This is a genomic window from Dietzia sp. ANT_WB102 (assembly GCF_008369165.1).
Taxonomy (GTDB): domain Bacteria; phylum Actinomycetota; class Actinomycetes; order Mycobacteriales; family Mycobacteriaceae; genus Dietzia.
On the sequence record NZ_VOBA01000001.1, the window covers coordinates 1240989 to 1262785 of the forward strand.

A 21797-nucleotide genomic window follows, 5' to 3' on the forward strand; every position below is an offset into this window, starting at 1 on the left:
GCGTGAGATGAACGGTAGGTGAACGACACGTGAAGTATGGTGGGGGCATGAGCAGCTTTGTGATCGTTGTCACCCCAGTGGAGGGGGAGTTGTGCCAGCTCGCGAGCCTCGACGAGCTGCCTCCGCATGTGCGCGCGGACCTCGAGGCACTGCGCGACGAGGTGTCGGAGCGTTTCCCCGAGGCCGACGCCGTCGGTGAGACCGGTGCGTTGTGTGCCCGCCCGGAGATCGAGGGCGTCAGCGTTGTCATCCGGCCCGAGGTCATCACGCGCCCTCTCGTGGTCAACGCCGTCATGCGGTTCGCCGCCCCGCGCCAGCTCCGCGTGACTTCGCCCGAGCTGGGACTTGTGGCTGACCCGCGTGAGCGCATCGACATCGATGTCCACCGTCGCCCCACGATGGTGGGGGCGGGGATCGTTGACCATGAGGTCCGCGGCCGCCCGCGCGGCACCCTCCCGTGGGTCACCCACGAGCTACTGGCTCAGCTGATCGGCAAATTGCTGGTCGACGGCGATCGGTTGGAGCTCGAGGTCGACGACGAGCGCTGGTTCCGCTATGAGCGCTCCGGCGGCTGCCTGCTGATCGAGATGTCCGGCGGCCCGGAAGAACCGCTGCGTCGTGGAACCGTCCCTGTGGATGTACCCGGCGTCGCGGCCGACGCCGGCTGGGCGTGGGCGTGCTGCGAGCAGGGTTGGGCCGAGATCTTCGAGGGTGACGACGGGTCGGTGCCGGCCGTCGTGGGCGATCCCGTCGCAGGTGGTCCCGCTGCGGGCGAGCGCGGCGCGACTGCGGCGGCCTGAAGCGGGAGTGCCGCGATCGGCGCGCGTCACACCGAGTTGTCGTAGCGCAGCGACGCCACCACGGTGTCGATCGTCTCCGTGGGCTGCACGTCGGGTTCACCCTCGTCGGTCATGAGGACGAACACGATCGAGGCGGGCGCACCGTCCGGGCCTAGCGTGGACACCGCGATGGTGTCGAAGCGGATGGTCGGAGGGGTGCAGTCGTTGCGCGGGGGCCTCACCTGGCCGCGCAGTGACACGTACCAGGCGGGCGCTCCCGAGACCCCGATGCTGCGGGCCTCCGGCACCGGAACGTCCGCGCCGGCCTGGGTGAAGCGTCGGTCGATCGAGTCCGCCATGGCCCGGGACGCCGACTCCGCTTGCTCGCGCGCATCACCCGGCAACGTTGTCGCACTGATGCCGGCCAGGGTCCGGAAGCTCAGGCCTCCGATTCGGCAGTAGTCGCGGTCGGCGATGGCGTTGGCGGTGGTGACGTAGCCCGAGCCCCAGTCCGATCCGGGATCGATGCCCTCGTCGTCGACCCCGAATGGGTCCCCGACCTCCCACTGCGGCGGCACCGAGTACACGAGCCCGGTGGGGCTACGGACGTCCTGCCAGTCGGCCGGCGGGGGGCCGGCAGCGAGTGTGGGGCCGGGGGGCTCGCGTACCGAATCATCGGCGTCGTCGGCTCCCTGCCGCAAGGCGCACCCGGTGAGGGACGCGACCAGTGACCCCACAACGAGGGCCGCTATGGCCCGCGACACTCGGCTCAGCCCCGCTCGGCGAGGGCCTTGATCCGCTGCAACGAGGTGGACACGCCCCGGTCCACCTCGGTGGTGAACGATTCCTGGCCGCCGAAGACCTTGTCGGTGAGGAGCCGGGAGACGAAGGTCAACCCATCGGGGACCTCGCGGCGCTCGGTGAGGACGGTGCCACCGGCGGGGGTGGGCTCGAGTTCGAAGGCCCAGACGGTGGTGTTCTCGGTGATGCGGTTCGCGAACCGGCGTCCGGGCTCGAACTCCACCACGCGACTGGTCGTGGGCCAGACGAGTGGCCCGCGTTTGTTGAGGTTCAACGCCCACGTCCCCTTGGCGGTGCGGCCACCGAGGGCGAAGACCTTCCACGCCTGGCTGCTCCACTGGGGGGCGTTGCGGACCTCAGAGATAACCTCCCAGACCCGGGCCGGTGGGGCGTCGATCTCTATTGAGTTCTCGATGGGGCCTTCGGGGGCGGGTTCGGTGGGCATTGACGAGCCTTTCCGGCGGGTGGGTGAGACAGCGTCTCGATGGTAGGTCAGTGCCCGGGGATATGACGGTTGTTCGCCGAGCGCGATCTTCCGCTCGGGACCTTTGCACTCGTCGGGGGCGAGTGCTAGAAAAGCGATTGGCACTCGGCTACCCTGAGTGCCAGCAAGATCTGAAAACTGAGGTCGCAAGGTGAGGCGCGGATCCGACACGGTCCGCACCGTCCGTCGCGGGCACCGACGCTGACCACACGCGTGTCACCCCATACCCGGAGGATGATTCACCCCATGGCAAAGATGATCGCGTTCGACGAAGAGGCCCGGCGCGGCCTGGAGAGCGGTCTCAACCAGCTCGCCGACGCCGTCAAGGTCACGCTCGGCCCCAAGGGCCGCAACGTCGTGCTGGAGAAGAAGTGGGGCGCCCCCACGATCACCAACGACGGTGTCTCCATCGCCAAGGAGATCGAGCTCGAGGAGCCGTACGAGAAGATCGGCGCCGAGCTCGTCAAGGAGGTCGCCAAGAAGACTGACGACGTCGCCGGCGACGGAACCACCACCGCCACCGTTCTCGCCCAGGCGCTCGTGCGCGAGGGCCTGCGCAACGTCGCCGCCGGTGCCAACCCCATGGGCATCAAGCGCGGTATCGAGAAGGCCGTCGAGGCCGTCACCGCTCACCTGATCGACTCCGCCACGGAGATCGAGACCAAGGAGCAGATCGCTGCCACCGCGGGAATTTCCGCCGGCGACCCGGCCATCGGCGAGCTCATCGCCCAGGCCATGGACAAGGTCGGCAAGGAGGGCGTGATCACGGTCGAGGAGTCCCAGACCTTCGGCCTGGACCTCGAGCTCACCGAGGGCATGCGCTTCGACAAGGGCTACATCTCGCAGTACTTCATGACGGATCCGGAGCGCCAGGAGGCGGTCATGGAGGATCCGTACGTCCTGCTGGTCTCCGGCAAGGTCTCGACCGTCAAGGACCTGCTCCCGCTGCTGGAGAAGGTCATCGGCGAGAACAAGTCGCTGCTGATCATTGCCGAGGACGTCGAGGGCGAGGCCCTGTCGACCCTGGTCGTTAACAAGATCCGGGGCACCTTCAAGTCCGTCGCCGTCAAGGCCCCGGGCTTTGGTGACCGCCGCAAGGCCATGCTCCAGGACATCGCCATCCTCACCGGTGGCCAGGTCATCTCCGAGGAGGTCGGCCTCTCGCTCGAGACCGCCGACATCTCCATGCTCGGCAAGGCCCGCAAGGTCGTCGTGACCAAGGACGAGACCACCATCGTCGAGGGTGCTGGCGACCAGGGCCAGATCGAGGGCCGGGTCAACCAGATCCGGGCCGAGATCGAGAACTCGGACTCGGATTACGACCGCGAGAAGCTCCAGGAGCGCCTCGCCAAGCTCGCCGGCGGCGTCGCCGTCATCAAGGCGGGCGCGGCGACCGAGGTGGAGCTCAAGGAGCGCAAGCACCGCATCGAGGACGCGGTGCGTAACGCCAAGGCCGCCGTCGAGGAGGGCATCGTCGCCGGCGGCGGCGTCGCCCTGGTCAAGTCCGAGGCCGCCATCAGCGGATTGTCCTTGGAGGGCGAGGAGGCGACCGGCGCGAACATCGTGAAGGTCGCGCTCAGCGCCCCCCTCAAGCAGATCGCCCTCAACGCCGGCCTCGAGCCGGGCGTCGTGGCCGAGAAGGTCCGTAACCTGCCGGGTGCCGAGGGGCTCAACGCCGCCACCGGCGAGTACGAGGACCTGCTCAAGGCCGGGATCAACGACCCGGTCAAGGTGACCCGTTCGGCGCTGCAGAACGCCGCGTCGATCGCCGCGCTGTTCCTCACCACCGAGGCCGTCGTGGCCGACAAGCCCGAGCCCGCCGCCCCCGCAATGCCGGGTGGCGACGAGATGGGCGGCATGGGCTTCTGATGTAGCCCATCCCAGCAAACACGGCCGTGGCCCGTACCGGATCTCCGGTGCGGGCCACGGCCTATTTGCGCCTGGCAGTGGTCAGTTCGGCCGCGTTGTCGAGGGGTGCGGCGTGGGCATCTGGTCCGAATTGGGGAGGTGAATGTGGAGTGACATAGGTGAACTGCCGATGCGCAGCGATCGTCCTCCGGGTGAGTATCGTAAGAATTTCGTTTGGAACGCTTCTATTAATGAGACTTCTTAAGCGCGTGTGGTTTACAGTGACTTTGGGCACACGCTCGGCGTTGGGAGGGAATCTGGCGCCACACGGGCGGGTCGAGACGCAGGTCATGATGAATTTTACTGCGACTTAGGCTAGCCTTACTCGGGCCCCCGCGAGCCGGGGCGACATCACAGCAAAAGGGAGAAAACCATGCCTGACTTCAAGGCCATCAGCGACGCGATCACGGCGGTCAAGAACATCCTCGACGGCGTCGTTGGAATGACGGGCTCGCTTGCCGGCGAGGGTCTGGACGCCGTCCTGGGCAGCCTCGGACAGGCTGCGCCTGTCGGCGATGCGTGACCCCGGACCTCTTCCTGGAATCGCATTCCGGCCCTGTGCCGCGACCGCGGGCCTAACGGCGGTCACCTTTTCAGTTTCCCTGAGTGACGGTCCACCTCACTCGCTACGTACTTCAAGGAGATAATCATGGGCAGCGACGCATTCGGAGCCGACGGCAGCTTGGGCGGCATCTTCGGCCCGGAGGGGACTTTCGATGTCCTCTCTGACATGCTCGGCTGGGTCAACAACCTGGTCAAGGGCATCGGCTACTTCGCCGGTGAAGACCTCCAGGCGGCAATCGCGAACGGCTTCATGAAGGCCTGAGTCGGGAATCGTCCTGAGGAAGGGCCCCGGGCTGCGGCCCGGGGCCCTTCTTGATGCCGTCGGTACCGGTTGTTCGGCGCGTGACAGTGGCTCGCGCGTATGGATTAATTCATTTTGGTAACGGGCGGCCGGTTGCCGTCGATAATGTTGACGTGAGCCGCAGTGGCTGGCTCCGCGGTTTCCCTCGTTCCGTCTGGATGTGGGAACCTCGGACAGTGCCATGCGGGCGCGATACTCCGTCTTGCGAGCACGCCGGCGATGCCAGTGTGGTTGATGAGACTTGTGTGACTACTGGGAGTCGGGTTAGCTTTCTCAGTAAGAGGATGCCCGGGTCCGTCTGTGAACAACGAGAATGTAAGGCGTCGAAAATATGCGTTCAGTGAAGCGGTTGGGCACGAAGGTCGCTGCAGCGGCCCTCGCTGCGGCCATGGTCCCCGTCGTCGCCACGGGCACGGCCCAGGCCCAGGGCGGCAACATTCAGTACACCAAGGCCACGGCCGGGAATAAGGTCGTCGAGACCAGGCTTCCCGACGGTCGCCTCATCGTCTCGGTCTGGTCCGACAAGATGGCCGCCGAGGTCCCCAACATCGTCCAGCCCCCGCGAGACGGCAATGCCAAGGCCCCGGTGCTGTACCTGATCAATGGCGCCGGCGGCGGCGAGGACTCGGCCACCTGGCAGGCGCAGTCCGACGTCAAGAAGTTCATGGCTGACAAAGACGCCTGGACCGTCACTCCGATCGGTGGCGCCTTCTCGTACTACACGGACTGGCAGAAGCACGATCCCAACGTCCAGACCCGGTACGCCCGCGAGACCACCCGTCCGATGGCGTTCGAGACGTACCTGGCCAAGGAGCTCCCGAACTTGTTCGAGGGTAAGTACGGCGGCAACACCGGAAACGCGCGCAAGCGCGGTCTCGCCGCCATCTCCATGACCGCCACCTCGGTCCTGACGATCGCGCAGAAGCACCCGGGCGTCTTTCAGGCCATCGGCTCCTACTCGGGCTGTGCCGAGACCTCTACCCCGATCGGCCACGAGTTCATCAACATCGTCACCGGCCTGCGTGGCGGCGCCAACCTGGACAACATGTGGGGCCCGTTCCCGGGCGAGCCCAAGGTGGGCAATAACGGCTGGTTCGATAACGATCCTGTCTGGGGTGCCTTCCGCTTCAAGGATCAGATGGACCGCGGGCAGCTCCCCGCCATGTTCATCTCCACTGGCAACGGACTGCCCGGACCGCACGAGTCGCTGGAGAACTGGCGTCTGAAGAACAGCGTCCCGGCACTCGCGAACCAGGCGATCGTTGGCGGCGTCATCGAGGCGGCCACCCAGTACTGCACGGCCAACCTCGCCCGCCGCTTCGGCGAGCTCGGCATCCCGGCTCACTTCGACTTCGCGCCCAACGGCACGCACTCGTGGGGCTACTGGGAGGACGACCTCAAGCAGTCCTGGCCGATGATGGCCGATGCCATGGGCGCGCGCTGGGGAGCCCTCTGATCCCCTGACCCGGGTGCCGCACCAGGCGCCTCGGACGCCGACGAACCCCGCCCCACCGATGACAGGTGGGGCGGGGTTCGTCGTCATCGGGGCCGCTGTCGCATAACGGAGCGCAGTCCGGCATCCTGTACGCATGACCAGGATCGAGGACCCGCAGCGCGTCGAGCTACACCACTCGGACGGCAGCACCAGCCCGCTGCTGATCGTCGAAGCAGATCGGCGGGACGAGCGTCGGCCCGCGATCCTGGTGCTGCCGGGCATCGCCGTCGGCGCCCGCTACTACCTCCCGCTCGCCCGCGCGCTCGCGGCAGAGGGGCTCGACGTCGCGATCACCGAACTCCGCGGCCAGGGCGAGAGCACCTACCGGATCGGTCGTCGCAGCGGCCCGGCCGGCTACCACGAGAGTGCGGCCGAGGACGTCCCGCTCGCGCTGGACGCTATGGAGCAGCGCTTCGGGCGCCGACCCGTCGTGCTGCTGGGCCACAGCATGGGTGCGCAGATCGGCGTCTACCACCTGGCCCGGCACGATCCGCGGGTCGCGGGCCTGGTCGCGGTGGCTGCCCAGTCGCCGTTCCATCGCGGTTTCCCCGGTTCTCTCGGTGTCAAACTGCGCGCCGCCTCGGTGGTCCTGCCTCTGCTGGGCTGGGTGTCCGGGCACGTGCCGGGCCAGGTCTTCGGGGCCAGGAGCAAGATTCCGGCCGACCGGATCCGCGACTGGTCGAGGCTCGCGGCCACCGGCATCATGCAGCCGGCCCGCGCCGACGTGGACTACCCGGCGGGCCTGGCGCGCGTCACCGTGCCGGCGCTGGCCGTGGTGATCGCAGATGACCCGTTGGCCCCGGCGAGCGCCGCCCGCAATCTCCTGGCGATGCTCCCCGCCGCGCGGACGACCCTGGAGGTGGAGCCGGAGGCACTCGGCCACAACACCTGGGCGCGCCGCCCCGCCGAGGTGGTCGCCAGGGTGCTGGCGTGGATCGGCCGGGAACTGGTCGACGTCACCCCTGGTGGGGACGACGACGAGGAAGCCGACGCCGGAAGAATTCGTACATGAGGACCGCCTTCCGGGCCTCCTGCGAATTATCCGCGGCGCCAGCGTGCCCGCCCTCGATGTTCTCGTAGTACTGGACCTCGTGTCCCGCGGCATCCAGTGCGGCGGTCATCTTGCGGGCGTGACCCGGGTGGACGCGGTCGTCCCGGGTCGAGGTGGTCATGAGGACCGGCGGATAGCGGACCTCGGAGGCGGGGCGTACCTGCTGGTACGGGGAGTACGCGCCGAGGAAGTCGTCCCAGTCGGCGGAGTCCGGGTCCCCGTACTCGGCCATCCACGACGCGCCTGCCAGCAAGAGGTGGTACCGCTTCATGTCCAGCAGGGGCACGGCGATTGCCAGCGCCCCGAAGAGCTCCGGGTAGCGGGTCAGCATGACGCCCATCAGCAGGCCGCCGTTGGACCCGCCGGTGGCGCCGAGCTGGTCGCGGGTCGTCACACCCGTGTCGACGAGGGTTCGGGCGACGGACGCGAAGTCCTCGAATGCCCGGGGGCGATTCTCCCGTATCGCAGCTCGGTGCCACGACGGACCGTACTCGCCGCCACCGCGGATCCCGGCCACCACGTACACGCCGCCATCCTCAAGCCACAGCGCACCGCGCAGAGCGGCGTAGGCGGGCCGCATGGACACCTCGAACCCGCCGTAGCCGTAGAGGATCGTCGGTCGCGGTCCGTCGGGGCCCGGGCCTCGCATGACGGTGTAGGGCACCTCGGTGCCGTCGTCGCTCACGGCCGTGTGGCGCGTGACCTCGATACCAGCGGTCTCGAAGCGATGTGGGGTGGATCCGAGCGTCGTGGTGCTGCCGTCCGCGTGGAGCAGGACGAGCGACGGCGGCACAACAGGCCCGGAGACCGCGAGCACGGCGTCGTCGGGGTGCGGCCGCTCGACCGCCGAACCGGCAACGACCGGCCCGCCCGTTGCCGGGTCGGCGCCGTCCATCCCGGACAGCCGGTCGCAGGACAGCACGTCGACGGAGACGTGTTCCGGCAGGCCCTCGACGGGCAGTGAGGTCCACTCGCCGTCGGCGGCGTCGGGGATCGCGTAGGCGTCGATCCGGGACTCCGTGTCGTCGAGGACCGTCAGCAGGATCCGTCCGCTGCCCCACGTCACGTCCTCCACCGTGGTGGAGGGGGTGGGGGAGAACAGGACGACGGGGTCGGGCAGCCGGCCCGGGTCGTCGTCAACCGCGGACCACGGCACGATGAGCACCGAACCGCCGGGGTGGGAGCGGCCGGCGATCTCGAGATCGGTGCGGGGGCGCAGCATCAACCAGTCGCCGCACGAGGTGACGTCACAGTCCTCGGGTACGGGCACTGCGTGCGGGGAGGATGAGGTGGGGTCGGTGCCCGGGGTCCAGAACACCTCCCGCGAGGTGTGGAAGTCCGGGGCCCGGCTGGCCAGGACTCTGCCGGTGACCGGGTCGTGCGAGGCGCCCACGGCCACGTCGTCGGTGCGGCCCTCGAAGATTACGGGAGCCTGCGCGGGGTCGGTTCCACGACGCCACAGCCGCACTACGCGGGCGTAGCCCGACTCTGTGGCGTCGGAACCCGCCGGGTCCAGCGGCGCGGTGAGCAGCACGGTGTCCCGGTCCACCCAGGACACCGAACACTTGGCCTCGGGCAGCCTGAACCCGCCCTCGGACACGGGGATGAACCGCCGCGTGGTGAGGTCGTACTCGCGAATCTCCACGGCGTCCGCGCCACCGCGGGAGAGTCGGAGTAGCGCACGATCGTCTGCTGGCCGGCGCACGACCGTGCCGGAGTACACCCAGTTGACGCCCTCCTCATCTGCCATGGCCCCGACGTCGACGAGCGTCTCCCACGCAGGGTGGTCGACGCCCGGTGCGCCGTCGGCAAGCACGGCCCACGGCACGCGCCGCCACAGCCCTCGCGGGTGGTCGCCGTCCTTCCACAGCGTGTAGGCGTAGCGGCCGCGCAGGACGGGCCACGCGATCCGGTCGGTGGCGTCGAGGATCTCCAGGGCTCGGGCGTACGCCATCTCGGCGTGGTCGCCTCCAGCGAGGTCGTGGAGGGTCCGGTCGCTGCGCTCGCGCACCCACCCGAGTGCCTCGGCGGAGTCGACCGCCTCCAGGTGCAGATGGGGGTCGGGGATGGCGGTATCGGTCATGCCTCGATCATGCCCGCGACCACGCGAACGAACCCAAATCCGAACCGAATATTCACAGGCTCTTGTTACGGGTTCGTGAGATCAGTAGCATGAGCCGGGCGCACGGGTTACCTGACCCGGCCATTCTCGGGAACCCGGGAATGCACCTCGATAAACGGAGACACACAATGGGTTCTCTTTCCAGCCTTTCCAGCGGCGGCAGCTCGACCGACACCATCACCGATCAGATCGCCGAGACCGTCGGCGATCTCGTCGCCACTGCCCTCAAGTCGGTCCTGGGCAACCTGTCCTGACACCGGCTCACGCGAGCGCCAGCGCCGCTTCCTCCACTCGGAGGGGGCGGCGCCGGTCATTTCGGGTGCAGTTCCGACCGGCTCCGGCATTATGCCACTGCTGGGAGCGCTACCCTGAGTGTCGTGGCTGACACTCATTACGATCTCATCGTCCTCGGCGCGGGCCCCGGTGGCTACGTCGCCGCCATCCGCGCCTCGCAGCTCGGCCTCAAGGTGGCCGTCGTTGAGGAGAAGTATTGGGGCGGCGTATGCCTCAACGTGGGATGTATCCCCTCCAAGGCGCTGCTCCGAAACGCGGAGCTGGCCAACACCGTCCAGCGGGACGGCAAGTTGTTCGGCATCTCCGGTGACGTGTCTTTCGACTACGGGGCCGCCTTCGATCGAAGCCGCAAGGTCTCGGACGGCATTGTCAAGGGCGTCCACTTCCTCATGAAGAAGAACAAGATCACCGAGATCGACGGCTACGGGACGTTCACTGACGCCAAGACGATCGAGGTCGACGGCACCGCGTACACCTTCGACAACTGCATCATCGCCACCGGTTCCGTGGTCAAGACGCTGCCCGGGATCGAGCTCAGCGAGAACGTGGTGAGCTACGAGGAGCAGATCCTCTCCCGCGACCTGCCCGAGAAGATCGTCGTGGTGGGCGCGGGTGCGATCGGCATGGAGTTCGCCTACATCATGAACGCCTACGGCGTCGACGTCACGATTGTCGAGTTCATGGACCGGCTGCTTCCGAATGAGGACGAGGAGGTGTCCAAGGAGATGACCAAGCACTACAAGAAGCTCGGCATCACGCTCCTGACCGGACACAAGACCACCTCGATCACCGACAACGGCGACTCGGTGGACGTGGAAATCGAGTCCAAGGACGGCGGGGACTCCCACACGGTCACTGTGGACAAGGTCCTCATGGCCGTCGGGTTCGGCCCGCGCGTAGAGGGCTTCGGCCTGGAGAACACCGGCGTTGAGCTCACCGACCGCGGTGCGATCGACATCGACGACCACATGCGTACCAACGTCGACGGCATCTACGCGATCGGCGACGTCACCGGCAAGCTGCAGCTCGCCCACGTCGCCGAGGCGCAGGGTGTGGTGGCCGCCGAGACCATGGCCGGCGCCGAGACGCAGACGCTGGGTGACTACCGCATGATGCCGCGCGCCACCTTCTGTCAGCCGCAGGTCGCCTCGTTCGGGCTGACCGAGGCGCAGGCGAAGGAGGAGGGCTACGACGTCAAGGTCGGCAAGTTCCCGTTCTCCGCCAATGGCAAGGCGCACGGTCTCGGCCACGCGGTCGGTTTCGTCAAGGTCGTCGCCGACGGAACACACGGTGAGCTCCTGGGCGCCCACCTCGTCGGCCCCGACGTCTCCGAGCTGTTGCCCGAACTGACCCTCGCGCAGATGTGGGACCTCACCGCCGAGGACATCGCCCGCAACGTCCACACGCACCCGACCCTGTCCGAGGCAATGAAGGAGGCCGTCGAGGGCGTCGGCGGCCACATGATCAACCTCTGATCGGCCCGAGAGCCGCACGCGCAGGAGAACGCCCCCGGAGCATGCTCCGGGGGCGTTCTCGTGGACCTGCGGGTGACGTCACACCGCGCGGTGGTCACTCAGCGTTGACGAGCTTCTCCATTTGCGCGGTGTAGATCGCGTCGAGAGCCCCGGCCGCGGTGGGCAGGACGGGGTCCGCCGCAGGATCGTCGCCGCGGGCCGCGTACTCGACGCTCACGGTGGTGTCGCGTGCGACACCGTGGATCGCGACGGCGCGACTCAGCGTCCGGGTGCCGTCCGGCTTCGTGGTGATGAAGTCGCTGGTGACCCGGAATCCCTCGGCGCCGGCGACGGCCGGGGCGTCCTCGACCTTCATCGCCAGCTCGACGTCCGGGTTGGCGGCGCTGCGCGAGGAGGTGCACGCCTCGTACAGGGAGCGATCCATGAACTCTCCGAGCGTGCCGTTCACCATGCCGATGCCGAACCGGTGCTCGGTCTCGTCGGTATCCGACTGCTTGTACCGCACAGCAGCGGTCACGCCGTCGGTCGTGGCGTGGTTGGAGACCGTCTCCAGGCGGGAGACCTTGTCGCACGCCGGGTTCTCCATGAGCTGACGGCCCTGGTCGGCGACGAGCTTGTCCACCGCCTCCTGTAGCAGCTTACGGTCGATGACCTGGACGATTCCGCCACCGGGAGCCTCGCCCTCCGCCAACACGAGTTCATCGACTGGCGCCTGCGGTGCGGACTGGTCCACGGTCTCCGACGTCGAGGTCTCGCCCGTGGGTTCAGTGGCCCCGGCGTTCTCGTCATTCGACGAACAGGCCGTGAGAGCTGCCGTGGTGGCCAGCGCGAGGCCGGCGATCGCGACGCGGCGGGGTGTGCGGGTGCGCAGGCGCATCTCTCTCCTTTGTCTTCGGTTACCTCTCATAGTGCCACCGGGCCGCTCGGTTCTGTGCATTCTGCCCGCGCGCGCCGCCGCCAGGGTCCCGACACCCGCCGCCTCGAGAAACGGGCCCCGCGGACGGTCGGGGAACGCCGGAGAAGTCGGGAGCCGGGAGTAGGGGACCCGAGTCGGGGGCGGAACCGCGGTGGCACGAAGCGGTAGAAACCGCCGTGTCGGTCTAACCTTGGTCCGGCACCGGACGAGCCCGATCGGCCTACGAGCCGAGCACCCCGACCCGGAATTAGGACAACGATATGGACCATGACGGTGTGGACGCCGTGCTCTTCGATCTGGACGGGGTCATCACCCCCACGGCGGAGAAGCACATGCAGGCGTGGAACCGGATGTTCACCACGTACTTCGACGCCCGCGGGATCGACCCGTACTCGGACGAGGACTACTTCCGCTATATCGATGGCAAACCGCGTGGCGAAGGCATCGCGTCGATGCTCGCCGCGCGTGGCCTCACCCTGCCCGAGGGAAACGACGACGACGACCCGGACGCCGACACGGTGCACGGGCTCGGTCTGCGCAAGAACGTCATCTTCCGTGAGCTACTCGACGAGGGGATCGAGGCCTACCCCGGATCGATCGCCTACCTCGACGCCCTGGACGCCGCCGGCATCGCCTCGTGCGTGGTCTCCAGCTCCAAGAACGCGGAGGCAGTGCTCACCGCGGCTGGGCTGCGAAACCGCTTCGAGGTGATCGTCGACGGACTGGTCGCGGCCGCAGAAGGTCTCCCCGGCAAGCCCCGCCCCGACACGTACCTGCGGGGCGCCGAATTGCTCGGCGTGCCCGCAGAGCGCTGCGTGGTGATCGAGGACGCCGTCTCCGGCGTGCAGGCCGGCGCCGCCGGCGGGTTCGCCCGGGTGGTCGGCGTGGACCGCGGGGCCGGGCGCGAGACCCTGCTCGCGGAAGGCGCCGACGTCGTCGTCGTCGACCTCGCCGAGCTCATCCCTGGACGGGCGGAGGACGACCAGTGACCCGTACACCCTTCTCGCGGGGACCGGTCCACGACACCGTCGGCCAGTCCGTACCCGGGAACATCCGCACCACCTACGGCGTCAACCTCCGCAGCCACCTCGAGGTGCCGGAGATCAACCGCTCCACCCACCCCGCCGATCCGTGGCGCTGGGTCGAGACCCGACCCAAGGCGTCCCCGCTCGGGGTCTCCGAGACACAGTTCACCGTGGCCAACGGCTACCTGGGTATGCGCGGCAACCCCGAGGAGGGGCGCGACTCCGCCCAGCACGGCACCTTTGTCAACGGTTTCCACGAGACGTGGCACATCCAGCACGCCGAGGACGCCTACGGTCTCGCCCGCGAGGGCCAGACCATGATCCAGGCCCCCGACACCAAGACGATCCGCATCTACGTGGACGACGAACCGCTCCGCCTGAGTGTGGCCGACCTCGAGCACTATGAGCGCAGCATCGACTTCCGGGACGGGATCCTGCGTCGCGAGGTCGTGTGGCGTACCCCCGCCGGCAAGAAGGTCGTCATCCGCTCCAGCCGGATGGTGTCGATGGTGGAGAAGCACCTCGCGGTGATGACCTACGAGATCGAACTCCCCGACGAGCCCGCGCCCGTCGTGATCTCCTCGCAAGTGCTCAACAGGCAGGACGGCGAGGACGAATACAGTTCCGCGGAAGACGCGCCGGAACAGGGGTTCGACCCCCGCCGTGCGGAGGGCCTCGAGCATCGCGTGCTCGAATCCCAACTCGCCGAATGCCAGCGCGGCTACCACGTGCACGGCTACCGGTGCGCCAACTCGGGAATGACGATCGCCGTCGCCGTGGACCACCTGCTGGAGACCGAGGACGACGTGGCGATGAGCCACGAGATCGATGACGACTCGTCCACGGTCGTCTACCACGCGCACGTCACCCCGGGCCGCGTCCTCACGCTGACCAAGCTGGCCGCGTACCACACCTCCGAGGTGGTACCCGCCGGTGAACTGGCCGACCGGTGCTCACGCACCCTGGGCCGTGCCCGTGTGCGCGGGGTCGAGGAGCTGCACCGCACCCAGCGGGACTGGTACGACCATTTCTGGGACCGTGCCGACGTCGAGGTCGAGGGGCCGGCGGAGACGCAGCAGGCCATCCGCTTCAACCTCTTCCAGTTGGCCCAGGCGTCCGCCCGGGCCGAGTACAACGGCATCGCCGCCAAGGGCGTCACCGGGAGCGGCTACTCCGGACACTACTTCTGGGACACCGAGACCTACGTCCTGCCGTTCCTGACGTACACGATGCCGCGGTTCGCCCGGAATGCCCTGCGCTTCCGCTACAACATGCTTGACAAGGCTCGCGAGCGGGCCAAGGACCTGTCCGTCAACGGCGCCCTCTATCCGTGGCGCACCATCAACGGCGAGGAAGCATCGGCCTACTACGAAGCCGGCACCGCCCAGTACCACATCAACGCGGACATCGCGCACGCCATGGTCAAGTACCTGTGGGCCACTGAGGACCATGAGTTCTTGATCCGCGAGGGCGTGGACGTGCTGGTCGAGACCGCGCGGATGTGGGTGTCGCTGGGGTTCTTCGACGGTGACGGAATGTTCCACATTCACGGTGTGACCGGGCCCGACGAGTACACCACCGTCGTGGACAACAATCTGTTCACCAACGCGATGGCCCGATTCAACCTCGTGGCAGCAGCCATCGCCTGCAAACGCATCGCCGAACTGGGGGACGGCCAGTGGGAGGCCATCTGCCGCCGCCTCAAGCTGAGCGGCGACGAGATCTCCGAGTGGAAGCGCGCCGCCAAGAACATGGTGATCGCCTTTGATGCCGAACTGGGTGTGCATCCGCAAGACCAGGACTTCCTCGCCAAGGAGGTCTGGGACCAGGACCTCGACGACCCGCGGCGGCCGCTGCTGCTGCACTTCCACCCGCTGGTGATCTACCGGCACCAGGTGCTCAAACAGGCCGACGTGGTGCTGGCGATGTTTCTGCGCGGCGACGAATTCACCGAAGAGGAGAAGCGGGCCAACTTTGAGTACTACGACCCGTTGACGACCGGTGACTCCACCCTCTCTGCGGTGGTGCAGTCGATCATCGCGGCCGAGATCGGCTACTGCGACGAGGCGTTCGAGCACTTCCAGAAGGCGCTCGTGGTGGATCTGGCCGACGTGCACGGCAACGCGGCCGACGGGATCCACGTCGCCTCTGCCGGCGGGGTGTGGTCCGCCCTGGTCAGTGGGTTCGGCGGAATGCGCGACTATCGCGGCGACATCTCGTTCGACCCGCGGGTGCCCGCGGAGTGGTCGGGACTGACCTTCCGGCTCACGGTCCGGGGTACGCACGTGCGGGTCCGGTGTACGCACGCCGAGATCACGATCGAGAACCTCAACGGTGCGGACTTCGAGTGCACGGTGCAGGGGCGTCCGGTGACCGTGCCGGCGGGTCAGACGATGACCTTCGAGCTCGACGACCGGGCCCGCGTCTGCGTGTCCTGCGCCGAACGCGGCTGACCCGCCGGGGCCCACGGCGCGGTACGGCGACTGCCGAGCCGGGGCCTGCGCACATCGCAGGCCCCGGCCGCCCCCACGCCGGCCGCCCCAACGCCGGCCGCCCCCACGCCGGCCGCCACGCCGGCCGCCCCCACGCCGGCTTGCGCGCCCAGATTGCACGGTACGGGTCGGGGTACGCGCTGGGCTCGGACCATAGAGCACGCGTAAGTCGCAGGGCGCCGTCTCATGCTGCCCAGCCTGCGGCCCGCCGCGCGTAGGCCGCGCGAACGTGCTCCACGAGTTCATAGCGCTGGAGGCGGAGCATCTTCCGGTCCACCACGATGACGATCCATCCAGCCGCTTGCAGACGGTTGCGTCGGTATCTGTCCTTGGACTGCTGGGCGGGATCATCGTGGTGGGCGCCGTCGTACTCGACGGCAATTCTCGCCACCGGATCGGCGAGGTCGAGGCGGTATCCGAGTTCACGCACCTCGACCTGGGGAACGAACGACGTGAAGCCTGCGTCTCGTAGGAGCAGCCGGGTCTCCGTCTCACGCGGGGACTCGCTTCTGGGATGGGCGTCGGAAAGCACTCGTCTGGCGCGGGCGACCCCCCATACGCCGCTGCTCTCGGCGACGTCCTCCTCTAGCTCTCGCCGGGAGAATCCTCGCCGATAGAACTCCTCGACGGCCAAAACCCCGCTCAGGTGATCGCTGAATCGGGCGAGGTCGAATGCAGTCCGGCGACGAGAGGTGACTCGGACCCCTCGCCGAACTTCGATCGCCGATGGAGGAATGCGGTACCGCCGCACACGGAGACCGCTGCGGGTCCTGCCAATGGGGCCGACGCACAGTTCGGGCACCGCGCCGTCAGGAGGAGCGATGCCGTGCAGGACCGCCGCCGACCAGCCGGTGAGTACCGCATCCGGATAGAGGCGGGAATATGCGACCGAGAGTGTCTCGAAGTCGATCGGATGGCGGGCCGGTAGCCACAACTCGTCTGCGATCTTGATGAACTCCCGCTCGCGGCGGCGCCGGGGCAGAGCGGCGAGCTCTGTGCTGAGTCGAGCGTGGGAGAGCACGGGGTGCAGGGGTCCTCGGTAGCGTCTCGTCATGCGTCTCAGCATGCGTTGCGTGGGAAGTGCGCACTCGTCGACCGGGGTGGCGAGACGACTCGGCTGTGGAGGGCTCGGCAAGGTGTGAAAATCAGCGACCAGTCTCACGGTCGCGCCTCGTCTGCCCGGGTGTAGCACCCAGGTGCGCGCCGAGAGTGGTCACGAGGGGACGCGCACCCGGGCATTTTCCGTGCAGGGAGCACGCGCAAGTCGGAGTGTGGACGTTGCTGGACGGGGCGGAGCAGCCCGTGACATCCGAGCCGGGCTGGACGAGCGCGTTCGATGAGTCTCGCCGAACCTGGTGTCTTCGGCAGGTGCGCCTCCAGAGTGGTCCGAACCGGGCGCGCACCTGACCGGAATCCGTACCAAGAGGACACGCAAGTCGAAGAGCGTGCGGGCGCGGCGGTCGCGGCGCGGCGGGCGCGGCGCGGCGGGTGCGGCGGGCCGCGGTTCAGCGGGGGCGGTCCGGCTGGACCCGGAGCGCCTGCAGCGACGTGGCCAGACCGTCGTACTGCACCACCAATTGCACCAGCCCCACCAGCTCGGACGGGTTAAGGTGCGACGCCAGCTCTGCCCAGGTGTCGTCCGTGACGTCCTTGGCCTGCACCAGCTCGTCGACGGCGGTCAACAGCACCCGCAGCCGGTTCGGCCACCCGGCGGTGGCGGGGTCGGCGGTGGTGCGGGTGATCTCGTCGTCGTCGAGACCCACGGCCGCCCCGATCCGCTCGTGATGGGCCCGCTCGTAGTTGCTACCCCGCAGGTGGGCGACCCGGAGGATGACCAACTCGGTGGTGCGGCGGTCGAGGACGCCGAATGGCATCATCATCCCGGAGTAGGCGAGCCACGCGGGGAAGAGTCGGCGGGCGCGACCGAGGGTGGCGAACAGGTGCACGTCCCGCGTGCCGGTGACGCGCGCGCCGAGACGGTTGACCACCCAGCCGATCGGGCCGAGTTCGCGGAAGCCGCCCGGCCTGATTCGGGGGGCCCGCCCGCCCGGGTCGGCGCCGCGGCTGGTGTCGTGAGACTGGCTCATGGCCGTCAGGGTAGGCCGGACTTCCCACCGGGGGAGGCGGGTTCGTCGAGGAGGTAGGGCGAGAGTGAGGACCGGTGCGCGTCCACCCGGAGTGCGTGGTTGAGCGGCGGGAAGGCCCGCTGCGGGCAGGCCGGGCGATCGCACATGCGGCAACCGGAGCCGATCTTGGTGGCGGCGTCGACGTCGTCGAGGTCCAGTCCCTGCGCGTACACGGTCCGGTGGGCGTGGCGGGACTCGCAGCCGAGGCCGATAGCGAACGTCTTACGTGGCTGGCCGAAGCGCATCGGCCGGGTGGTGACGGTCCGCGAGACCCACAGGTGGAGGCGACCGTCGGGCATCTGCGCGACCTGCCGCATGATCTTGCCCGGGAACGAGAACGACTCGTAGATGTTCCACAGGGGGCACGTACCGCCGGAGGTGGTGAAGTGGAACCCGGACGCGGACTGGCGCTTGGACATGTTTCCGGCGCGGTCCACGCGGACGAAGCTGAACGGCACCCCCGACGCGCCCGGTCGCTGGAGGGTCGACAGGCGGTGGCAGACGGTCTCGTAGCCGGTGGCGTGGAAGGCCATGAGCCGCTCGACGTCGTAGCGGAAGTCCTCGGCGGTGTCGAGGAACCGCTGGTAGGGCATGAGCACGGCGGCGGCGAAGTAGCTGGCCATGCCGCGCAGGGCCAGGGCGACGGCGGCGGGGGAGGTGAACGAGCCCTCGTCCACGAGACTGTCGAGTAGGTCGCGGTGTTCGAGGAAGGCCAGCTCGGAGGCCACGCGGAACGCCTGCTGTCCGGGCGTGAGATGGGCGGACAGGTCGAGGCGGCGGTCCTCGGTGGAGAAGCGGTGCCACAGCCCGTCGGGCAGGTCGACGCGGCGGGCGATGCGGACACCGTGGGCTTCGGCGAGGCGGTGTTCGAGTTCGGCGCGCACGTCGCCGCGGTTGAGCCGGATGCGGGTGGTGAGGTCCTCGGCGGCGGTGTCCAGGGAGTCGATGTAGTTCTGCCGTTGGTAGAAGTAGTCGCGTACCTCTTCGTGCGGCATGGACAGTACCGAGCGGTCGACCGTGGTCTCGGGGACGTTGCGGGTTTCGGTGAGGGCAGCGAGCAGGTCGGCGGAGTTCCGGTAGCGCTGGTGCAGGAGCATGAACGCGCGGGCGAGGGAGGGGTGTGCGCGCACGAGGTCGACGACCTCGGAGGCGGGCACCTCGGCGGAGAGCTGTGTGTCGGTGAGGGCTTCCGTGACCGCTGCGATGAGCCGGGTGTCGGAGTCGGAGGCGAAGAACGTGGAGTCGACGCCGTAGATCTCGGAGATTTTCACCAGGACCCGGGAGGTGACGGGGCGGGTGTCCTTCTCGAGTTGGTTGAGGTACGACGACGACAAGCCGAGCGATTGCGCGAAGGCGGCCTGGGTCAGGCCGTGCTCCTCGCGCAATCGACGCAGTCGCGCCCCCATATGTGAGGCTGTCATCGGCTTTCCCCCCTGAGTCCGTGGCGTGCCCCACAATCTTCGCAAACTTTGCAAAGAAGGGAAAGAAACTCGCCATGTTCGCACTTGTCGCAGGTAGACGCGTTGCCCGTCGTGTGGCATCCTGAAGCGGGTAAGGGGCCGTAACTCGCAAGAGTGCGAATCCGGACCCGCCCCCGAGACAGAAAAGAGACGCGATGTCGAACGTCGGCAAGGCACGTACCGCTGAAGAGATCCAGCAGGACTGGGACACCAACCCCCGTTGGAAGGGCATCACCCGCAACTACACGGCCGAGCAGGTCGCGCAGCTGCAGGGCACCGTCGTCGAGGAGCACACCCTCGCCCGTCGTGGCGCGGAGATCCTCTGGGACAAGGTCAACAACAAGGACTTCGTCAACTCCCTCGGCGCCCTGACGGGCAACCAGGCCGTCCAGCAGATCCGGGCCGGCCTCGAGGCCGTCTACCTCTCCGGCTGGCAGGTCGCCGGCGACGCCAACCTCTCGGGCCACACCTACCCGGACCAGTCGCTGTACCCGGCCAACTCGGTCCCGACCGTCGTCCGCCGCATCAACAACGCACTGCTGCGCGCCGACGAGATCGCCCGCATCGAGGGTGACACCTCTGTCGAGAACTGGCTCGCCCCGATCGTGGCCGACGCCGAGGCCGGCTTCGGTGGCGCCCTGAACGCCTACGAGCTGCAGAAGGCCATGATCGCCGCGGGCGCCGCCGGCGTGCACTGGGAGGATCAGCTCGCGTCGGAGAAGAAGTGCGGCCACCTCGGTGGCAAGGTGCTCATCCCGACCAACCAGCACATCCGCACCCTGACCTCGGCCCGCCTGGCGTCCGACGTCGCGAACGTGCCGTCGGTCATCATCGCGCGTACCGACGCCGAGGCCGCCACCCTCATCACCTCCGATGTCGACGAGCGTGACCGCCCGTTCATCACCGGTGAGCGCACCGCCGAGGGCTTTTACAACGTCAAGAACGGCATCGAGCCCTGCATCGAGCGCGCCAAGGCCTACGCTCCGTACGCCGACCTCATCTGGATGGAGACCGGTACCCCGGATCTCGAGTACGCCAAGCAGTTCGCCGAGGCCGTCAAGGCCGAGTACCCGGACCAGCTCCTGGCCTACAACTGCTCGCCCTCCTTCAACTGGAAGGCGAACCTGGACGACGACACCATCGCCAAGTTCCAGAAGGAGCTCGGCGCGATGGGCTTCAAGTTCCAGTTCATCACCCTGGCCGGCTTCCACTCGCTCAACTACGGCATGTTCGATCTGGCCTACGGCTACGCCCGCAACCAGATGAGCGCGTTCGTCGACCTGCAGGAGCGCGAGTTCAAGGCTGCCGAGGAGCGTGGCTTCACCGCCGTCAAGCACCAGCGCGAGGTTGGCGCCGGCTACTTCGACCTCATCGCCACCACGGTCGACCCCAACACGTCCACCGCGGCGCTGAAGGGCTCCACCGAGGAGGGTCAGTTCCACTGATCCCTGGTCGATCGCAGTAGATCGACGTAGGCACGGCACTTCACCACACCGGGGGCCGCGGCCGTCTCGACGAGGCGGCCCGGCCCCCGGTGGTGTCTGGCACCCCACAGATCCCCCTCGAGAAGGACCCAGCGCAGATGAACAGCTCCCGCGACGCCACCGATCCGGTACGGATCACCCGCGTCGGCGTGGTGGGCGCCGGGCAGATGGGCTCCGGTATCGCCGAAGTGTGCGCCCGCGCCCACGTGGATGTCCTCGTCTGGGAGGCGAACCGGGAGCTGACCATCGCCGGGCGCAACCGCATCCTCGAGTCCCTCGACAGGGGAGTGTCCTCCGGAAAGATCACCGAACGTGAACGTGAGCAGGCCGCGCTACGCCTGCGTTTCACCACCGACCTCGGTGATTTCGCCGACCGTCAGTTGGTGATCGAGGCGATCGTCGAGGACGAGGATGCCAAGATCGCGGTGTTCCGCGAACTCGACGAGGTCGTCACCGACCCGGACGCCGTGCTGGCCTCCAACACCTCTTCTATCCCCATCATGAAGCTCGGCACCTGCACCGTCAGGCCCGAGCGCGTGATCGGCATGCACTTCTTCAACCCGGTCCCCGTGCTCCCGCTGGTCGAACTGGTGAGCACCCTGGAGACCGGCGCCGCGATCCGTGAGCGGGCGCAGGCGTTCGCCGAACAGGTCCTCGGCAAACAGGTCGTCCACTCCGCCGACCGCTCCGGGGCCGTCGTCAACGCCCTGCTCGTGCCGTACCTGCTCTCCGCGATCCGCATGGCCGAGTCCGGGTTCGCCACCCCAGAGGACATCGACAAGGCCATGGTCCTGGGCTGCGCACACCCGATGGGTCCGCTCGCCCTCGCCGACCTCGTCGGGCTGGACACCATCAAGGCGATCGCCGACTCGATGTACTCGGAATTCAAGGAGCCGCTGTACTCGCCGCCCCCGCTGCTCCTGCGAATGGTCGAGGCGGGCAGGCTCGGCACGAAAACCGACCACGGCTTCTACCGCTATGACGCGCCGCGGGCGATGGCACGCGCCGCCCGCTGAGATC

General features: G+C 68.1%; 19 protein-coding genes. 12 read left to right on the forward strand and 7 right to left on the reverse strand.

All coding sequences use genetic code 11. The annotated features are described in order from the left end of the window. Positions 1 to 47: 47 nt before the first annotated feature. Positions 48 to 800, forward strand: coding sequence for a hypothetical protein (locus tag FQ137_RS05655; protein ID WP_255583662.1), 753 nt, complete (start codon positions 48 to 50; stop codon positions 798 to 800). Between the two features lie 26 nt (positions 801 to 826). On the opposite strand, the gene FQ137_RS05660 is transcribed toward FQ137_RS05655, so the two are convergent. Next, positions 827 to 1516 (reverse strand): hypothetical protein, encoded by a 690-nt coding sequence (locus FQ137_RS05660; RefSeq protein WP_255583663.1) that lies wholly within the window; start codon positions 1514 to 1516, stop codon positions 827 to 829. A 32-nt stretch (positions 1517 to 1548) separates the two neighbouring features. After that, the gene (locus FQ137_RS05665) at positions 1549 to 2025 is read right to left on the reverse strand and encodes an SRPBCC family protein (protein WP_149291531.1); all 477 of its coding nucleotides are present in this window, start codon (positions 2023 to 2025) and stop codon (positions 1549 to 1551) included. Between the two features lie 285 nt (positions 2026 to 2310). On the opposite strand from FQ137_RS05665, the gene groL reads away from it, so the two are divergent. From groL to FQ137_RS05680, 5 genes are all read left to right on the forward strand, one after another. Further along, on the forward strand, positions 2311 to 3933 hold the full coding sequence (groL, locus tag FQ137_RS05670; protein ID WP_149291532.1) for a chaperonin GroEL: 1623 nt from the start codon (positions 2311 to 2313) through the stop codon (positions 3931 to 3933). Between the two features lie 412 nt (positions 3934 to 4345). Further along, a complete protein-coding gene (locus FQ137_RS15335; protein ID WP_188064783.1) occupies positions 4346 to 4495 on the forward strand; it encodes a hypothetical protein in 150 nt (49 codons plus the stop codon). A 126-nt stretch (positions 4496 to 4621) separates the two neighbouring features. Further along, entirely contained in the window at positions 4622 to 4798 is a 177-nt protein-coding gene (locus FQ137_RS15340) for a hypothetical protein (protein WP_188064785.1), read from the forward strand. A 370-nt stretch (positions 4799 to 5168) separates the two neighbouring features. Beyond that, positions 5169 to 6293 carry an alpha/beta hydrolase family protein gene (locus tag FQ137_RS05675; protein WP_149291533.1) on the forward strand — a complete coding sequence of 375 codons (1125 nt, stop codon included), beginning with the start codon at positions 5169 to 5171 and terminating at the stop codon, positions 6291 to 6293. A gap of 133 nt (positions 6294 to 6426) precedes the next feature. After that, a complete protein-coding gene (locus tag FQ137_RS05680; RefSeq protein WP_149291534.1) occupies positions 6427 to 7344 on the forward strand; it encodes an alpha/beta fold hydrolase in 918 nt (305 codons plus the stop codon). Here the strand turns inward: FQ137_RS05680 and FQ137_RS05685 are convergent. Then, positions 7289 to 9466 carry a prolyl oligopeptidase family protein gene (locus tag FQ137_RS05685; RefSeq protein ID WP_149291535.1) on the reverse strand — a complete coding sequence of 726 codons (2178 nt, stop codon included), beginning with the start codon at positions 9464 to 9466 and terminating at the stop codon, positions 7289 to 7291. The genes FQ137_RS05680 and FQ137_RS05685 overlap by 56 nt on opposite strands. A 167-nt stretch (positions 9467 to 9633) precedes the next feature. Here FQ137_RS05685 and FQ137_RS15535 point away from each other — a divergent pair, with 167 nt between their 5' ends. Beyond that, positions 9634 to 9759, forward strand: coding sequence for a hypothetical protein (locus FQ137_RS15535; RefSeq protein WP_255583664.1), 126 nt, complete (start codon positions 9634 to 9636; stop codon positions 9757 to 9759). A gap of 123 nt (positions 9760 to 9882) precedes the next feature. Further along, positions 9883 to 11274, forward strand: coding sequence for a dihydrolipoyl dehydrogenase (gene lpdA / locus FQ137_RS05690; protein WP_149291536.1), 1392 nt, complete (start codon positions 9883 to 9885; stop codon positions 11272 to 11274). A gap of 94 nt (positions 11275 to 11368) precedes the next feature. Here the strand turns inward: lpdA and FQ137_RS05695 are convergent, their stop codons facing one another. Continuing rightward, positions 11369 to 12151: a hypothetical protein gene (locus FQ137_RS05695; protein ID WP_149291537.1), complete on the reverse strand. Its 783-nt coding sequence runs from the start codon at positions 12149 to 12151 to the stop codon at positions 11369 to 11371. Between the two features lie 299 nt (positions 12152 to 12450). On the opposite strand from FQ137_RS05695, the gene FQ137_RS05700 reads away from it, so the two are divergent. Both FQ137_RS05700 and FQ137_RS05705 read left to right on the forward strand, forming a co-directional pair. Further along, a complete protein-coding gene (locus FQ137_RS05700) occupies positions 12451 to 13179 on the forward strand; it encodes an HAD family phosphatase (protein ID WP_149291538.1) in 729 nt (242 codons plus the stop codon). Continuing rightward, positions 13176 to 15668: a glycoside hydrolase family 65 protein gene (locus tag FQ137_RS05705; protein ID WP_149291539.1), complete on the forward strand. Its 2493-nt coding sequence runs from the start codon at positions 13176 to 13178 to the stop codon at positions 15666 to 15668. Before FQ137_RS05700 ends, FQ137_RS05705 begins: the two co-directional genes overlap by 4 nt. A gap of 223 nt (positions 15669 to 15891) precedes the next feature. On the opposite strand, the gene FQ137_RS05715 is transcribed toward FQ137_RS05705, so the two are convergent. The 3 genes from FQ137_RS05715 to ramB all read right to left on the reverse strand — a co-directional run bounded on the left by FQ137_RS05715 (position 15892) and on the right by ramB (position 19254). Then, complete coding sequence (locus FQ137_RS05715) at positions 15892 to 16761, reverse strand: DUF559 domain-containing protein (protein WP_255583665.1); 870 nt, start codon at positions 16759 to 16761, stop codon at positions 15892 to 15894. Positions 16762 to 17212: 451 nt separating this feature from the next. Then, positions 17213 to 17794, reverse strand: a complete 582-nt coding sequence (locus tag FQ137_RS05720) for a carboxymuconolactone decarboxylase family protein (RefSeq protein WP_149291541.1) — start codon at positions 17792 to 17794, stop codon at positions 17213 to 17215. Between the two features lie 5 nt (positions 17795 to 17799). Beyond that, on the reverse strand, positions 17800 to 19254 hold the full coding sequence (gene ramB / locus FQ137_RS05725) for an acetate metabolism transcriptional regulator RamB (RefSeq protein WP_149291542.1): 1455 nt from the start codon (positions 19252 to 19254) through the stop codon (positions 17800 to 17802). Between the two features lie 194 nt (positions 19255 to 19448). Here ramB and aceA point away from each other — a divergent pair, with 194 nt between their 5' ends. Beyond that, the gene (aceA, locus tag FQ137_RS05730) at positions 19449 to 20738 is read left to right on the forward strand and encodes an isocitrate lyase (RefSeq protein ID WP_149291543.1); all 1290 of its coding nucleotides are present in this window, start codon (positions 19449 to 19451) and stop codon (positions 20736 to 20738) included. Positions 20739 to 20875: 137 nt separating this feature from the next. Continuing rightward, entirely contained in the window at positions 20876 to 21793 is a 918-nt protein-coding gene (locus tag FQ137_RS05735) for a 3-hydroxybutyryl-CoA dehydrogenase (RefSeq protein ID WP_149291544.1), read from the forward strand. The last annotated feature ends 4 nt before the right edge of the window (positions 21794 to 21797 follow it).

Bases quoted from the DNA above. Each gene is read 5' to 3' on its own strand.
- FQ137_RS05655 (WP_255583662.1), top strand. From the start codon at position 48: ATGAGCAGCTTTGTGATCGTTGTCACCCCAGTGGAGGGGGAGTTGTGC.
- FQ137_RS05735 (WP_149291544.1), top strand. From the start codon at position 20,876: ATGAACAGCTCCCGCGACGCCACCGATCCGGTACGGATCACCCGCGTC.
- FQ137_RS05720 (WP_149291541.1), bottom strand. From the start codon at position 17,794: ATGAGCCAGTCTCACGACACCAGCCGCGGCGCCGACCCGGGCGGGCGG.
- ramB (WP_149291542.1), bottom strand. From the start codon at position 19,254: ATGACAGCCTCACATATGGGGGCGCGACTGCGTCGATTGCGCGAGGAG.
- FQ137_RS05675 (WP_149291533.1), top strand. From the start codon at position 5,169: ATGCGTTCAGTGAAGCGGTTGGGCACGAAGGTCGCTGCAGCGGCCCTC.
- FQ137_RS05665 (WP_149291531.1), bottom strand. From the start codon at position 2,025: ATGCCCACCGAACCCGCCCCCGAAGGCCCCATCGAGAACTCAATAGAG.
- FQ137_RS15535 (WP_255583664.1), top strand. From the start codon at position 9,634: ATGGGTTCTCTTTCCAGCCTTTCCAGCGGCGGCAGCTCGACCGACACC.
- groL (WP_149291532.1), top strand. From the start codon at position 2,311: ATGGCAAAGATGATCGCGTTCGACGAAGAGGCCCGGCGCGGCCTGGAG.
- FQ137_RS15340 (WP_188064785.1), top strand. From the start codon at position 4,622: ATGGGCAGCGACGCATTCGGAGCCGACGGCAGCTTGGGCGGCATCTTC.
- FQ137_RS05715 (WP_255583665.1), bottom strand. From the start codon at position 16,761: ATGACGAGACGCTACCGAGGACCCCTGCACCCCGTGCTCTCCCACGCT.
- FQ137_RS15335 (WP_188064783.1), top strand. From the start codon at position 4,346: ATGCCTGACTTCAAGGCCATCAGCGACGCGATCACGGCGGTCAAGAAC.
- FQ137_RS05695 (WP_149291537.1), bottom strand. From the start codon at position 12,151: ATGCGCCTGCGCACCCGCACACCCCGCCGCGTCGCGATCGCCGGCCTC.
- FQ137_RS05700 (WP_149291538.1), top strand. From the start codon at position 12,451: ATGGACCATGACGGTGTGGACGCCGTGCTCTTCGATCTGGACGGGGTC.
- FQ137_RS05685 (WP_149291535.1), bottom strand. From the start codon at position 9,466: ATGACCGATACCGCCATCCCCGACCCCCATCTGCACCTGGAGGCGGTC.
- FQ137_RS05680 (WP_149291534.1), top strand. From the start codon at position 6,427: ATGACCAGGATCGAGGACCCGCAGCGCGTCGAGCTACACCACTCGGAC.
- aceA (WP_149291543.1), top strand. From the start codon at position 19,449: ATGTCGAACGTCGGCAAGGCACGTACCGCTGAAGAGATCCAGCAGGAC.